14 protein-coding genes are annotated in these 14,164 nt (G+C 44.7%); 3 read left to right on the top strand and 11 right to left on the bottom strand.

All coding sequences use genetic code 11. From position 1 onward, the window contains the following. Nucleotides 1-296 precede the first annotated feature (296 nt). Together DFP75_RS14240 and DFP75_RS14235 are read left to right on the top strand one after the other, a co-directional pair. The gene (locus DFP75_RS14240) at nucleotides 297-2,174 is read left to right on the top strand and encodes a DUF294 nucleotidyltransferase-like domain-containing protein (RefSeq protein WP_110576718.1); all 1,878 of its coding nucleotides are present in this window, start codon (nucleotides 297-299) and stop codon (nucleotides 2,172-2,174) included. Next, nucleotides 2,175-2,837, top strand: a complete 663-nt coding sequence (locus DFP75_RS14235) for a 3'-5' exonuclease (protein WP_110576717.1) — start codon at nucleotides 2,175-2,177, stop codon at nucleotides 2,835-2,837. Nucleotides 2,838-2,927: 90 nt separating this feature from the next. Here the strand turns inward: DFP75_RS14235 and DFP75_RS14230 are convergent, their stop codons facing one another. The 4 genes from DFP75_RS14230 to DFP75_RS14215 all read right to left on the bottom strand — a co-directional run bounded on the left by DFP75_RS14230 (nucleotide 2,928) and on the right by DFP75_RS14215 (nucleotide 7,081). Continuing rightward, the gene (locus DFP75_RS14230; RefSeq protein ID WP_110576716.1) at nucleotides 2,928-3,731 is read right to left on the bottom strand and encodes a UDP-2,3-diacylglucosamine diphosphatase; all 804 of its coding nucleotides are present in this window, start codon (nucleotides 3,729-3,731) and stop codon (nucleotides 2,928-2,930) included. 87 nt (nucleotides 3,732-3,818) lie between these two features. After that, nucleotides 3,819-5,591 carry a GGDEF domain-containing protein gene (locus DFP75_RS14225; RefSeq protein WP_110576715.1) on the bottom strand — a complete coding sequence of 591 codons (1,773 nt, stop codon included), beginning with the start codon at nucleotides 5,589-5,591 and terminating at the stop codon, nucleotides 3,819-3,821. A 301-nt stretch (nucleotides 5,592-5,892) separates the two neighbouring features. Further along, nucleotides 5,893-6,078: an RSP_7527 family protein gene (locus tag DFP75_RS14220; protein ID WP_110576714.1), complete on the bottom strand. Its 186-nt coding sequence runs from the start codon at nucleotides 6,076-6,078 to the stop codon at nucleotides 5,893-5,895. Nucleotides 6,079-6,184: 106 nt separating this feature from the next. After that, nucleotides 6,185-7,081, bottom strand: a complete 897-nt coding sequence (locus DFP75_RS14215; RefSeq protein ID WP_110576713.1) for a helix-turn-helix domain-containing protein — start codon at nucleotides 7,079-7,081, stop codon at nucleotides 6,185-6,187. Nucleotides 7,082-7,427: 346 nt separating this feature from the next. On the opposite strand from DFP75_RS14215, the gene pobA reads away from it, so the two are divergent. Beyond that, a complete protein-coding gene (gene pobA, locus DFP75_RS14210; protein WP_110576712.1) occupies nucleotides 7,428-8,630 on the top strand; it encodes a 4-hydroxybenzoate 3-monooxygenase in 1,203 nt (400 codons plus the stop codon). 104 nt (nucleotides 8,631-8,734) lie between these two features. Here the strand turns inward: pobA and DFP75_RS14205 are convergent, their stop codons facing one another. The 7 genes from DFP75_RS14205 to DFP75_RS14175 form a co-directional block, all read right to left on the bottom strand. Beyond that, complete coding sequence (locus tag DFP75_RS14205) at nucleotides 8,735-9,067, bottom strand: PBPRA1643 family SWIM/SEC-C metal-binding motif protein (RefSeq protein ID WP_110576711.1); 333 nt, start codon at nucleotides 9,065-9,067, stop codon at nucleotides 8,735-8,737. Nucleotides 9,068-9,175: 108 nt separating this feature from the next. Next, on the bottom strand, nucleotides 9,176-10,204 hold the full coding sequence (locus tag DFP75_RS14200; protein WP_110576710.1) for an LPP20 family lipoprotein: 1,029 nt from the start codon (nucleotides 10,202-10,204) through the stop codon (nucleotides 9,176-9,178). 2 nt (nucleotides 10,205-10,206) lie between these two features. Further along, entirely contained in the window at nucleotides 10,207-10,833 is a 627-nt protein-coding gene (locus DFP75_RS14195; protein ID WP_217494976.1) for a penicillin-binding protein activator LpoB, read from the bottom strand. A gap of 64 nt (nucleotides 10,834-10,897) precedes the next feature. Then, nucleotides 10,898-12,565 carry a COG3014 family protein gene (locus DFP75_RS14190; protein WP_110576709.1) on the bottom strand — a complete coding sequence of 556 codons (1,668 nt, stop codon included), beginning with the start codon at nucleotides 12,563-12,565 and terminating at the stop codon, nucleotides 10,898-10,900. A 234-nt stretch (nucleotides 12,566-12,799) separates the two neighbouring features. Next, a complete protein-coding gene (gene secB, locus DFP75_RS14185) occupies nucleotides 12,800-13,276 on the bottom strand; it encodes a protein-export chaperone SecB (RefSeq protein ID WP_110576708.1) in 477 nt (158 codons plus the stop codon). Between the two features lie 92 nt (nucleotides 13,277-13,368). Beyond that, nucleotides 13,369-13,620 carry a glutaredoxin 3 gene (grxC, locus tag DFP75_RS14180; RefSeq protein ID WP_110576707.1) on the bottom strand — a complete coding sequence of 84 codons (252 nt, stop codon included), beginning with the start codon at nucleotides 13,618-13,620 and terminating at the stop codon, nucleotides 13,369-13,371. A gap of 11 nt (nucleotides 13,621-13,631) precedes the next feature. Then, nucleotides 13,632-14,051 carry a rhodanese-like domain-containing protein gene (locus DFP75_RS14175; protein ID WP_110576706.1) on the bottom strand — a complete coding sequence of 140 codons (420 nt, stop codon included), beginning with the start codon at nucleotides 14,049-14,051 and terminating at the stop codon, nucleotides 13,632-13,634. Nucleotides 14,052-14,164: the final 113 nt, after the last annotated feature.

Genomic DNA, 14,164 nt, shown 5'->3' with positions numbered 1-14,164 from the left:
GTTTTTAGGAACAGTGCTTTTGCTGATGTTACCGGTAACTAAGGCGGCAATGTTACCGATAACATTTGAATCCCGTCAAGTCCATTTCTAGATAAAATTCTGAGTTAATTATAGATGATTGATATGTAAGGGGATCTTTTTGTGCCTTGTTAGCCTTTGCTGGGCGAAGATAAGCGAATAGTTTGTTTTAGACATTGGTCTAAGAAGCATTTTGTTGTCTATGATAAAAGCGCACACTCTTTTGAATCGATAGACGACTATTCCGTCAATAAACGCACATCAGCGAGAATAATAAAATGGCTGCGATCGACATTCCTGAAGTACATAAATTTATTGAAGCTACTCCGCCTTTTTCCAGCTTAAGTTTACTTGAGCGTAAGCAATTGCTGACGGGCGTTTCTATGCTGTATGTGCGGCAAGGTCAGACCTTAGTGTTGAAAGGCGAGGCCGCTACTGTGCATTTAATTCGTCGTGGTGCTTGCGAAATTCGCACACCAAAAGGTGGGCTGGTGGATCAAATTGCTGATGGTGAATGTTTTGGCGTGTCCAGTGTGATGGCGCAAAACCCGGATGGTTTACAAGTGGTCGCCATGGAAGACAGCTTAGTATACCGCTTCGATAAGAAGCGCTTTATGGAAACCTTGGAAAAGAGCGAAGCCTTTGGGTTGTTTTTTGAGCACACTCAACTCAATCGTCTACGCAAACTATCTCGTAGCCAAAGTAACGAAATGGCGTCTCCCGCCTTGCAACTTTCGACACCTGTTTCGCACATAATGACACGACAGCTGATTCTAGCAACGCCTGAAGAAACCGTTCAGGCGATTGCCATGCGCATGACCGAAGCGCGAGTGAGTTCCATATTAGTGGTAGAGGGCGACAAGCTTTCTGGCATCGTCACGGATCGAGATTTGCGCTCGCGTATTTTAGCCCTTGGCGGCTCGGCAGATTCATTAGTAAAAGAGGTAATGACACGAGCGCCTATTAATTTGAGACCTGATGCCTTGGTGATGCAGGCACAGACTCTGATGAGCGAAAGTAATATACACCATTTGCCTATTGTCGATGAAGAACAAAGAGCCGTCGGCATGTTAACCGCCGCCGATTTGTTGCGACATCAAGAACTGAGCCCTTTGTTATTGATCAATCAAATTCATCGTCAGCAATCGATTGAAGATTTGGCTCGCGTTTGCAAACAATGGCCGACCTTGATTATCAATTTGATTGTGACCGATATGAAACCCGCTGATGTGGGCAAAGTACTGGCGACAGTCAGTGATAATCTGACGCGTCGTGTCATTGAGCTGGCGCTGGATAAATTGGGCAAAGCGCCGATGGCATTCCAATTTCTGGTATTTGGTTCACAAGCGCGACGTGATCAATCGTTGGGCAGTGACCAAGATAATGGTCTGATGTTAGAGCGTGAGCCAAATGCAGAAGAAAGCCAATACTTTGCCGATTTATCCGAATTTATATGCCAAGGCTTGGCGCTTTGTGGTATTCGCCTTTGTCCTGGTGACATCATGGCGAGTAATCCTGAATGGCGAAGAACAACGTCTGGTTGGCAGCAAGCCTTTTCCACTTGGATCAAAAGCAGCGCGCCTAGTGCCTTGCTTCACGCGAGCATCTTTTTCGACATTCGTTGTGTGTATGATTCGGGAAGTAAGCAAGGTGACGCGGTGAATGACCTGATTAAAGCCATGCAGTTAGAGGTGAGCAAAAACAGTGTATTTTTAGCCACCTTGACGCGCACCGCGTTGGCAAGTAAACCGCCACTGGGCTTTTTTCGACATTTTGTATTGGAATCCTCTGGTGAGCATAAAAACCAGCTTGATCTAAAGCACCAAGGCTTGGCGTTAATTAACGATCTAGCACGTTTGTATGGCTTGTCATGTAAGGTTTATCGGGCTGGCACCTTGGATCGAATTGAGCAAGCCATTCGTGAAAAACTTATCAGTGTCGATACTGCTCGAAATTTGATGGACGCTTGGGACAAACTTAATGGTCTGCGTTTGGAAGCCCAAGGACGACATTGGCAAGCAACCGGTAAAGCCAGTGCGTATTTGGATCCGAAAGACTTGAGTTCATTAGAGCGCAAACACCTGAAAACCACTTTTAGCATCATCAACGATGTACAAGACGTGGCGCAGCAGCGTTTTTTAAGGGGCTATAGTTAGATGTCGTTTGACCTTTTTCACAAACTGAATGCTTGGCATATTTCACGTCAATCACTTAAAAAAGCGTGGTCTGAATGGGATTATCTCGTGCTAGACATCGAAACCTCTGGGCTAGACGCGAAACAAGATCATATCGTCAGCTTTGGTTGGGTTTGTATTCATAATGGCGCGATCGCATTGGATACAGCAAGACACATTGTATTGGATAGCGCGCAAATTGGTGACAACGTCGGCATTCACATGATTACCGATTCAGACGTTCAGCAGCAGGGGAAGAAGCAAGAAAGCGTGTTGCGTTACTTACGGCACTTACTACGCGAACGCGTCTTAGTGATGCATCACGCGCCAATGGAGTTGGGATTTTTAAAACAAGCTTGGCAAACCGAAAGCTTACCGACATTCTCGGCTAGCTGGCTAGACACACTTGCTATTGAACGCACCAAAGCCAACCGATCCCAGCAACCCATTCAAGACGGCGGCTTTCGCCTTGGCGCCTGCCGAGAACGCTACGGCTTACCAGAATATCAAGGACACGACGCCTTAACCGACGCCTTGGCCACCGCAGAACTACTACTCGCACAGATCGCCTACCAAGGTAGAGACTGCCGACTACACGACCTAAACCAAATGGGGGGCGGAAGAGTGAGGTTTTCAGTACGTTAGCATATCAAACACGTCATTCCCGCGAAGGCGGGAATGAAGGGCTTATGGTCATCGACAATAATATCTGGCCTTTTTACTTTCCCTTTCTTCCTAACTCCTAGCTGGCAGTGGCGACAATCCCCAATTCTCTTCTTTTGGTTCAGTGGCTAAGACTCTTGGGTTTTCTGACCAATGTATCAGGCTCATTTCCCCTGCGGCGGATTCTGTTAATGCCGTGCAGTGTTCAACCCAGTCTCCGTCGTTGCAATACAGAACATCGTCTTTGAGTTGAAAAGAGGCGAAGTGAATGTGGCCGCAGATGTAGCCGTCGACTTTTTGGTTTTTGGCGGATTTTAGTGCGGCGGTTTCAAAGCGTTCGATAAATTCTTTTGCTTTGCTGATGTGGCTTTTTAAATAGCCTGCCAATGACCAATAAGGTAAGCCAAAAAAGCGTCTGACGCCGTTTATCCATTGATTAAGGGATAACATTAAGCCGTGAGCTTTGTCGCCTATGGCAAGCATGAGTGGGCTGATTTTTACCATTTGATCGAACTCATCTCCATGGCTGACATGGAAGGTGCGACCGTTTGCGGTTTTATGACGAGCGTTGAGTTTTATGTCAATTCCAGAAAGCGTCTGTCCAGCAAACTGACGAAAGAAGGCGTCGTGATTTCCCGGAATATAAATGACTTTAGTGCCAGACTTTGCCATCTCTAGTATGCGCTCGACAACCTGATGATGAGTATCGATAAAGTAAGCGCGATGACGCATTTCTTGTAGGTCGATAATGTCACCAACGAGATACAGGGTATCTGTTTTAATTGTCTGCAAAAAATCCAATAAGTGTATGGCTTGGCAGGATTTTGTGCCGAGGTGTACATCAGAAATAAATACCGAACGAAATGTCGTCTGCATAAGCGCCTCCTAGACTGTCTATTCTTAAGGTAAAGCCGCTATGTGACAGAGTTGTGAGAGCTTTGTGACAGTTAGATCACAGTATGTTTAACAGGCATTGTCTAATAGGTACGACGATGTATTCGGTTGCAAATAAATGTTGTTGCCGCCTTTTTGCTTGGCCGATTTTTTTGCTTGCGCCGCGAGTTCTGCTACTTGGTGATGGTTCTTACATTGTTTTGGATTAGGGTGAACAACGCCAATGGCAAGACTTAAAATTGGATGGAATAGCATCTCGCCTTGACGGTTTTTGGTCCAGACTCCGCCTTCCTCGAGGGTTTCAGCCGAGTAGAATTCTTTCACCTGATTGGCGAACTTTTCTAGGATGTGTTCGCATTGCTGCTGCCAAAGTGGGTCGCCAAAAATAACCACAAAATCATCACCACCGATGTGGCCGATAAAATTGTTATCTGGGTCGACGATGTCTTTGATCAGCGAGCCAACCAGTTGAATGACTGCGTCGCCTTTTGAGTAGCCAAAAAAATCATTAAATGGCTTAAAGTCATTTAAATCGAAATAGGCTACATAAAAGTCTTCATTGGCTAATAAGCGACGACTGACTTCTCGGTGGATCGGAACATTGCCGGGCAATAATGTCAGTGGATTGGAGTAGGTGGCGTTTTGAATTTTTAGTTCCGTGATGCGTTTTAATAGATCCCGTAGATGACCCGTGCCGATGAATTTTCCGTCTCGTACAACAATTATTTCATTGTTGAAGGTTTCCGCTTCTTGATTGGTCATCAAGGTTGAAACACTGGATAAACTGACATTGCTTTCCACCACCAGTATATCACTGCTCAGTAAATTGGTGACGGGTTTGTGCTCGTATAACGCTCGCCCATAGGGCGTGGAGAAAAGTTCGTGCAGCTGATGGCGACGAACAACGCCCACAGGTTCGTTTTTGCTATTGACCACAGGCACAGCGACTAAGTCTGGCTGCTTTTTGAAGTGCTGAGAGGCGTCTTCTAATAGGCTTGTTTCTTGTAAACAAGGCGTTGGTCGGCATAAAGTTTGTACTGTTTCTGCATGGTCGTGCTGAAACTGAGAACGTCTTTGCGCTTGCTTCTTTAAATAGGGATGCGTCGAAAAAGCAGGGTTTTCCACTGGGCGGCCAAGGAAGTAGCCCTGACCTAATGTCACGCCAATTTCGATCAGCTGATCTAGCTCTTGTTGCGTTTCGATGCCTTCTGCAATGAGGGTGCAATTGAGGCGTTGGGCAATGGTTAGAATAGAGCGCACAAACTCACGTTTGATTTCGTCCTTGTCGATTCCTTGAATAAAGTGCTTGTCGACTTTGACTATGTCTGGCTGCAATTCAGACCAAAGCTGTAAACCTGAATAGCCCACGCCAAGGTCATCAATGGCCACCTGAAAGCCCATTTTTCGATAGTGTTCGACACTGCTGCGTGGTAGACCATTATGGTCGTATGGGTGTTGTTCGGACAGTTCGATGACTATATCTTTTTGATCCAACCCAAGCTCATTTAATATCGCTAATGTCATGCCGGATTGATGATCTGGTGAGCCTAATAGTGATGCGCTCACGTTCAAAAAAAGGCGGCCTTTAAGCGATAGCTTGGCGAATTTGGATAACGCTTTTTCACGACACAGTAGTTCTAGTTTGTGCAGTTTTCCTTCTTGCTGAGCGAGAGTAAAAAGAGGGTCTGGAGAAAACAGCGTGGAGTTCATTGGGCCGCGAGAAAGTGCTTCGTGTCCATAAATTTCGCCATTACTTAAATTATAAATAGGCTGGAAATAGGGTGTGATTAACCCATTGGCTAGGATTTTCTCAAGCAAAGTAATGTCGGCTTTTTGGCTCATTGTTCCTCTAATGTATCTTAATCAGACAAGGGAAAGAGGGATTATTTTATGTCACATTTATGACGTTTTAATGACTGGAAAAGTGAGCGAAGTGATTGGAGTCAATAAAGTATGAATGGTTTTTAAGGAAGAGGACCCCGTTACCGGATCGATTTATTATTCTTGCCTTTCGATCATCGGGAACATTGGGTTCTTTAATGGCGGTGTTTATTTGCTACCGCTACGGTTATTATTTTCTCTTTTAATGAGTAATAACGGTGGCAGTCAGTCCAAATAAGCTCGACCAAAAAGTGGTTGTTGCTTAGTGCTGTGGTGTAGATTTCAAAGTACGGTTACTAGTCGTTAGGTTAGCAAAGAATGCTTTTACACTTGCTACAGCACTTTTCATGGCTGCAGATAAGTATGCGCGACGCAATTCATATGCTTTTTCTACGTAATAATCAGCATCAAGGTTACCAAAATCATCATATTTAAGATCGTTTTTCATAGTAAATCTCCTAAAAAGTTAAGTCATATTCGACACTTGTTATTCTAAGATTTGACCAATCATTCAGCAAACGATCAATTTTCAGCTAATAGATTAGATAAATTCATCATATGGTGGGCAGGTTAGTCAGTGCCCTGAATTTACCTGGTGGTATGCCTGTAAAGCGTTTAAAAAAACGGGAGAAGTAACCGGGATCTTTGAAACCTAAGTCGTAACTTATTTCTTCGACTGAGCGAGCAGTATAAATAAGGCTGCGTTTGGCTTCTAGTAACATTCGTCCATGAATTAAGTCGAGTACGCTTTGATTGAAAGCGGCTTTACTGAGCCTATTCAAACGGCTGGTGGATGTGCCTAAGGCATCGGCGTATTGGTGACTCGTCCAGTGTTCTCGGTAGTGATTTTCTATTAATTCTTTTAGTTGATGTGCTTGGCTGGTTTCTGTTTTGTTAGTCGTACTCTGCTCGCCATTCATTTGCTGTCGATGCAGCAATAATAGAATCGCCTTGATCAAGTACTCACTCATTAGGGCGCGTCCTTCGCGTATATATGAGAACTCGCCTTCGAGTTGTTGTATCAGTGGCCAAAGCTCAGACAACATACTGCGTTGGCCATTGAAGTCGATGTAGTAGGCTTTGCTAAGCAGTGGCTGGATATATTTGGCGGCTTTTTCTTTGTAAGCATCTTCGAGTAGCGGTTCAGCAATGGTGATGACTCGCCCATCTGTATCTGGCGCAAAGCGAAAACCATGCACAACACCGGCAGGCACAATAATCGCCCATGCGCCTTGGAGTTTTTGCTGTTGATCATCGAGCTGAACTTTTACCTCACCCGATTTCACAATCAGAATCTGAAAGAGTTGCGCATGTCGATGAGGGTTGATTTTCCAGCCTAACCCTCCGCTGCGGGATTCTATATCTTCTATATGGAAAAATTCTGAGTCATTAATCCAGCTAGATTCACCATATAGCCCAAAGTGTGGGATGTCGGTTTTGTGCTTTTGCATCTTGTTCTTCTTATTTTAAAAGTGACATAAATGTACTTTCCAAGAGTGTTTATCAATTTTTTAAAAAAGTACAAATAAACAGGTATTTACCGATATTTATAGGGGAAGTAGCGAAAAAAGTCACTTTAATTTCAGAAAATAGTAGCTGATAAAAACAATGAGTTTGATCAAAAAGTACAATTTTTTGAGTGAAAATCACCTAACGTCCGCTGTGTTTATCTTCCATTATGTTTGTCACCAAGGGAACTGCGAAAAAGTTCTTCTGTGTCATCAGAGGCATTCGTAGCTTCCCTGCATGTTGATCGCAGAATCGACATCGAAAAATAACAATAAATTGGAGAGAAACATGAAAACGCAAGTTGCCATTATTGGCGCAGGTCCATCCGGTTTATTACTAGGCCAACTATTAGCAAAGCAGGGCATTGATAATGTCATTATCGAGCGTGTCTCTGGCGAATATATTTTAGGGCGAATTCGTGCCGGTGTGCTTGAACAAGGTATGACGGATTTGCTTCGTGAAGCGGGCGTTGGTGAACGAATGGACCGTGAAGGGCAGGTGCACCACGGTGTAGAATTAGCATTTAACAACAAACGTGTGAAGATAGAGTTAGAAAAGCTGACTGGTGGTAGCACTGTGATGGTGTATGGCCAGACGGAAGTGACCCGCGACTTGATGGAAGCTCGCGCTGGTGCAGGTTTAACCACCTATTATGAATCCAGTAATGTGGTTTTACACGATGTGAAAACCGATTCTCCTTACGTTACTTTTGAACAAAATGGCGAGCAACATCGATTGGATTGCGACTACATCGCCGGTTGTGATGGTTTCCATGGTGTCTCACGTCAAACCATTCCTGAGTCATCCCGCAAAGAATTTGAGCGTGTTTATCCGTTCGGTTGGCTAGGCGTGTTGTCTGATACTCCGCCAGTTAATGATGAATTGATTTATTGTAAAACGGACCGTGGTTTTGCCATGACCAGCATGCGTTCAGCTACTCGCTCTCGTTACTATCTTCAGGTGCCTCTTACTGACAAAGTAGAAGATTGGAGTGATGACGACTTCTGGACGGAATTAAAACGCCGTCTGCCTGATGACGTGGCCGCTAAGTTAGTGACAGGACCAAGTATCGAGAAAAGCATCGCACCACTGCGCTCATTTGTTTGTGAACCAATGCAATACGGCAACTTGTTCCTTGTTGGTGATGCGGCTCATATTGTACCGCCAACCGGTGCGAAAGGTTTGAACCTAGCAGCGTCAGATGTGGCGACCTTGTATAAGGTAATGACACGGGTTTACAAAGAAGGCGACAAAGAGTGTATCTCTCAGTATTCGGATATTTGTCTGCGTCGTGTTTGGCACGGAGAGCGCTTCTCATGGTGGATGACCAGTATGTTGCATGACTTTGGTCAAGGTGATGTGCATGACACGGATGCGGCAACTCACGAAAAATTCATGAGTTCTGAGTTGAGTTTTTACACGGATAACGAAGAAGGCCGCCGCATTATTGCGATGCAGTATGTTGGTCTGCCTTATGAAGATCTGGCTTAGCGGTCAAACATGACGTTGCGCTAAAAAAAATAGCGACAATCTAAACTAGATTGTCGCTATTTTTGTCTGATACACACTCAATTAGTCTGAAGTGCTTAGCGTTTTTAGCCGCAGCACTTTTTGTATTTCTTGGTGCTGCCGCATGGGCATGGGTCGTTACGTTGCGGTGTTTTTTCAACGATCTGTGGTGCAGGTTTGTTAAGCACCATGTCCAAAGGCGTAATGTCTTCGGCAGCTTCGCTGTTAATCGTAATCTCTGCAATCAAGTCGTTGGCGACCAAGATAGCGTTTATTTCACGTTCACGCTCAGGCGTCTGTACTTGCAAAATAAGCGGATTTTCTGCGCTGCCCGGTTTTACTTTAGGCTTAGGCTGATAATTACCTAGGTTATGCTTACCCATGATATCGGGTCTACCACGATAAAAGAATTTTGACACAGGTGTTCCTAATGATACGTAAAACCACTCACAGCGAGTGGTTTAATGCCGCGCAGTCTAACAGAATTTAGAGCACATAGCGTATATCTTTCATGACGTTGGAAGGCGTTAATCCAAGCGAGTTAGCCAAGTAAACATGGCTTCGATCGCTTGCTTTGACCAATTGTAAGATGCTTGCTCTTGGGCTTTGCCTAGATTTTTTGCAATACCTCGGGCGCTGACTGTCCATGACGCCAAGCGTGAACCCGATGGGTCGATCAGTTCTAAAGTACCGTCTTCAAAAGCATAAAAACGTCCATCTTGCTCTTCGGTATGTTGGATTGTTTTGCTATTTAGCTTGAAAAGCGAACCGCTTTTAGGGGTTAGGCCAAAATGCGACAGAGCGCTGGCTAATTGGTCAGCTTGTTTTGTTGAGGAAACATCAAAGCCATAATGGCTGAGAGCCAGATTAAGCCGCTTTTCTATTGCTTGGATGTCTGCGTCCGCTTTACCTGCACTGGTGCGCTCAACGGAGTATAGGGTTAGCTCATCGACATAGGATTTGCGTTGGGCAAAATACGGAATAAGCTGCATGTAGGTTTGCCAATCCTGCGGTGCAGGATATTGGTCGTCGGCCGTGCTTAGCAAAGCCGCTTCTTTACGAATCGTCGCGTCTGTGTCGTTTATTGCTACCTTGAGTTTGGCAACAATGCGGCGGCGGTCAATGGATTGCATGGCATAGACGTAGTTTTCCCCAGCAAAGCGTTTTTCATTTTTGGTTTGCTCTAATTCGATCGGGGACGTGGTGACTTGAGTGTAGGCGGTTTGTGTCTTGGAAACTTGTTCTCCGCCTTGTCCAGATCGAACTTGCGTGTCTTGGGTATTAATCTGGCTAACTTGGGTTCGAAGCTGTTGAGCGATTTGAGCATTGCCGTTTTGCTCAGCCTGAGTAAAGGCGAGGGCAATGTTTTCAATACGCGGAGCACTACCGACACCGTAAAGGTGGTTGTTATCCCGAGGCGGAGACAACACCCAGTCAGGTATGGTCTCTGATGCTTGCTCGGATGAGGTCATTAAACCTGCACAGCCCGTTAGGCTGAGTAATAGACCCGTTACCATTATCCAGTTATACGGTGTTGGTAAAGCGGAGAGTTTCATCGTTAGAAAAAGCCTTTGTCTGCCAATTTTTTGATTTTCTTCTGACCGTTCCAAACTTCACGGTTGGTCGTCATATCAATCAATTTAAGGTCAACTTGATAGAAGCTTACACGCTGGTCGCCATTAGAGTCCACTATGGAGTTGATGGTGCCAGATAGAGCGAAGCCTGCACCTTGTTCTAGACCAAATTTAGCAACGGTGTCTGGTGCTGCGTTCAGTTCTTGCTCTTCACGTTCGCTGCGTACTTCATCTCGTTCAGCGCCTGATACCACAAAATCGACTTTACCGGCACGTAACAGGCTGCGTTTAATGTCATTAATGAAGGTATCAACAGGAATGTGTTCAGACGTTTTGTTACGTATGCTTTGTACGATAACCGTTGGGTTGCCTTTATTGCTGAAGTTATAGTTACGGAACCATGGGAAGGTGAGCATATCGTTCATCATTTCTTCTGCAACCAGACGAGAATCTGTGTCATTCCAGCGGTCAGACAGCATGACATCTTCATTGGTATCAAGACGTTTTACACTGCCAGAACAGGCTGTCAGTAATAGGGTCATGGAGAGGGCGACAAGCGCTTTCCACGATAGCGAAATCAGATTCGGCTGTTTAAGAGTTACGATGCGCATAATTTTTTCCTTACGTCCGTTTTAGCCTGATGCCAAGCCGTTAGTATAATCAATTTAATAGAGTCTAATAGGGGTTGCGAAGATTCCAAAGCTTAATTTCATTGGCTTCTAAACTGACCTCACCGAGGGAAAAGGTTTTTTTGTTTACCTTGTAGTCTGGAGTGTAGTCGCCAGGTGGAAGAGGCTCGCGTGTGAGTCTCACTTGTGCTGGCAGTGTGAGCCAATTTCGTGTGTCTGCTGCGGATGAGGCAAACACGGCAACTTGGCCGATTAGGTTTAAAAGCAAAGCGACATTTTGATCCTGCACACTTGATGACGCTTGATAAGCTAGCCAACTGCGAAGTAATTCTCTTACTAGGCCTTCATAAATATCTCGTTGTGCTTGAGCCAGTTGCTCTTGAAAAGCGATGTCGGCAAGGGACGTCATTCGTATCGTGCTCTTAAACGGCGCAATGGATGGCGTATTGACCTCTAGCGTTGGCTGGTGTTGGTCCAGTGTAAAACGTTGATAATAGGGAACAGTAACACGAATGGTTTGTTCTGTTAGTAGTCGATCAATTTTAGCGTCGTATAATTGCCGCCAAACAGGTCGACCAAGAATAACGCGCTTGGTAAAAATACCTGAAAATGTGCCCCATGCGCCGCCGGCTTTGTAGTTGGCGATCAGGTTTAGCGGGTTTATGTCCGCGTATACCATGGTAAACCAGCGAAATGAATCGTTTGCCGCTTGGTTGCCGCCGCCATGAAGAGGTTCAAGCACCAGCGAATAAGCTTGAGGATCGGCGTATAGTAATAGGGTCATTTCGCTTTTATCGGGAATAAAGCCCTGGTGTTCTAGAACCACTAACTCCGCATCGCCTTGCTTGTAATGGGCGAGAATGGCTTGCATGTCTGCAGACAGTTTTGTGTCTATCTTTTGTTGAATTTCGCTTTGACTGAAACCGCCTTTTTGCATCATACGAATGGCATCTAACCAAGCGCGATCAGCGGTTATGTTAGGCAAAGCGTATTGTTTAGCATAACCGTCTTCGTATAACTGGGCCGCTTTTTCGTAGCTGATACGCGCATCGTCGTATTCACCGTCTATCTCATATTGCAGTCCCGCCAAATAACGCGCCCAAGCGTCATCACGGTAAAGGAATTTGTCTGTGTCGCGTCCGCCAGTATAAAAATCACCGAGCCAGCTTAATGCTTTCATGTAAAAGGCTTGGTTTTCTTTGGCGTTTAGGTCTTGGTAGCTTGGGTTTTGCGCACGAATTTCGTTTAGCTTTATGTCTATGCGTCTTACTTCTACCAGAGCGGCATCATTGAGCTGGCGCTTTTTAGAACGGTTCTTTTCTTGTTCAGCCAGAGCGAGGTAGTTTAAAGATTTGAGGTAACTAATATAAACGCGCTCTAGTCCGCTGCCGCGATAGTCGCCTTGCCTTGGGTTGCTGATCAGTGCCCAAGAACGATTCGAAAAATTATCAGGGAAAAAGGTATCGCTTAATTGCTCGGCTTTTTCTAGTAACGTATTGCTGCGTTCGTAATCCCCTTGGTTTTGTGCAAGTGCTCCAATTTCCATGTAATACAGCAAGGCATCCTGCTTGTTGGATAACACCTCTTCGAGCTGTGCTTCCGCTTCTTTCCATTCGCCAGCTTTAGCCAAACTTAAGCCTGCTTCAATATCTTGCTGGTAGGTGGCGCAGCCACTTAACAGGCTCATACTCAGCCAAAGAAGGAGCAACCTCACGTTACATTCCTTTTTCTAAAAACTGGTTTACGACAAGAACGCCAAACAAGGCAAAGCAACCGAGATAGAGAATTAACCAGCGGGCTCTGAGGCAATTAGGACAAGGTTTCTTTTTCTTCTTCATCACAGCTTCCATAATACGGAGAGGTTTATATAGTCTATTATGCAACAAAAAAAGGAAGCGAATCGCCTCCTTTTTTATAACCCTAAACTGCGTATTTCAACCAATAAATATTATTGTGTTGTTTCAGCTTGCTTTTGTAGGCTTTCGACATACAGCGCATCAAAGTTGATTGGCGCAAGCATGATCGCTGGGAAGCTGCCTTTTACCACAATCGCGTCAATGTTTTCACGTGCGTAAGGGAACAAGGTTGCTGGGCAGAAAGCACCTAAAGCGTGGTGTAGTTGCTGATCGTCAAGACCAGAAATAACAAACAGACCGCCTTGTTGAACTTGTACTAAGTAGCCAGTCTCGCCTTTGTTTTTTACCGTTACGGTAATTTCTAGAACAACTTCGTATACACTTTCACCCACTTGGCGGCTTTTCGTGTTTAGCTCTAAGCCAACTTCTGGTTTCCATTCTTCTTGGAAAATCATTGGTGAACGTGGTGATTCAAAAGAAATATCTTTTAAAAACACACGTTGCATGGAAAGTTGTGGTGCTTGCGCTTCTTGTGTTGCTGCTTCTGGCGTTTCCGCTGTCTCGGACATCTTCGTTCCTTTTTTATGATTTCTATGGTTTTGTATAGCGATGGTTATTGCGTTTATTTACTCATATGTTGGCGTAATATTAGCGGCTACTTTTACGCAAGTAAGGCATCTAATTTTTTCTCGCGCTCTAGAGCATATAGATCGTCACAACCACCAATGTGTTGTTCACCAATCCAAATTTGTGGGACGGTGTGACGACCACTTTTTTCCATCATTTCTTGTCTTAACTCACGCTCTCCGTCAACGCGGATTTCGTTAAAAGCAATGTTTTTTGCTGATAACAATTGTTTTGCTCTAACGCAAAACGGGCAGTAATCACTCGAATAGATAGTTACGGTGGTCATAATAGTTACTCTTACCCTTTAACCAGTGGCAGGTTAGATGATTGCCATTCTGCAATGCCACCTTGAAGTTTATATACTTTACTAAAACCTGATTTTTTAAGGTCTTTTGCGCTTGCTCCAGACGTTACGCCAGATTTACAAACTATAATGATGGGGGCATCTTTATGTTTCTCAAGACGTTTTAGATTGTCTTTCATTTTCGTCGCAGGAATATTCATCGCACCTGTAATATGACCAGTGGTGAATTCTTTGGCTGGACGAATATCGACAATCACAGCGTCTTCATTATTCATTAGATTCGTTGCCGCAGAAGGTGTTAGCCCCTGAGCTCCGCCTTTGCTTTCAACGAAAAGTAGTGTGGCAAGGATCGCAAAAAAGACGGCGACCATTTCCCAGTGGTTCATAGAAAATTCAATTAATTGGTTAATCATAATAGTAGGCTCATATTTAAACTGCGAGCATTATACACGCCCTGATGGATCGGTACAGGCTCTCAGGAACTACTTTTGCTTGTCGCATCACATAAAGGTTTTTATCACACAAA

The sequence above is a fragment of the Marinomonas alcarazii genome (assembly GCF_003208215.1).
Classification (GTDB): Bacteria; Pseudomonadota; Gammaproteobacteria; order Pseudomonadales; family Marinomonadaceae; genus Marinomonas; species Marinomonas alcarazii.
Note: the sequence above shows the minus strand (reverse complement) of the source record. Positions and strands in the feature narration are given on the sequence as shown.

Coding starts and splice junctions, on each gene's coding strand:
- DFP75_RS14240 (WP_110576718.1), top strand. CDS start 297: ATGGCTGCGATCGACATTCCTGAAGTACATAAATTTATTGAAGCTACT.
- DFP75_RS14235 (WP_110576717.1), top strand. CDS start 2,175: ATGTCGTTTGACCTTTTTCACAAACTGAATGCTTGGCATATTTCACGT.
- DFP75_RS14230 (WP_110576716.1), bottom strand. CDS start 3,731: ATGCAGACGACATTTCGTTCGGTATTTATTTCTGATGTACACCTCGGC.
- DFP75_RS14225 (WP_110576715.1), bottom strand. CDS start 5,591: ATGAGCCAAAAAGCCGACATTACTTTGCTTGAGAAAATCCTAGCCAAT.
- DFP75_RS14220 (WP_110576714.1), bottom strand. CDS start 6,078: ATGAAAAACGATCTTAAATATGATGATTTTGGTAACCTTGATGCTGAT.
- DFP75_RS14215 (WP_110576713.1), bottom strand. CDS start 7,081: ATGCAAAAGCACAAAACCGACATCCCACACTTTGGGCTATATGGTGAA.
- pobA (WP_110576712.1), top strand. CDS start 7,428: ATGAAAACGCAAGTTGCCATTATTGGCGCAGGTCCATCCGGTTTATTA.
- DFP75_RS14200 (WP_110576710.1), bottom strand. CDS start 10,204: ATGAAACTCTCCGCTTTACCAACACCGTATAACTGGATAATGGTAACG.
- DFP75_RS14195 (WP_217494976.1), bottom strand. CDS start 10,833: ATGCGCATCGTAACTCTTAAACAGCCGAATCTGATTTCGCTATCGTGG.
- secB (WP_110576708.1), bottom strand. CDS start 13,276: ATGTCCGAGACAGCGGAAACGCCAGAAGCAGCAACACAAGAAGCGCAA.
- grxC (WP_110576707.1), bottom strand. CDS start 13,620: ATGACCACCGTAACTATCTATTCGAGTGATTACTGCCCGTTTTGCGTT.
- DFP75_RS14175 (WP_110576706.1), bottom strand. CDS start 14,051: ATGATTAACCAATTAATTGAATTTTCTATGAACCACTGGGAAATGGTC.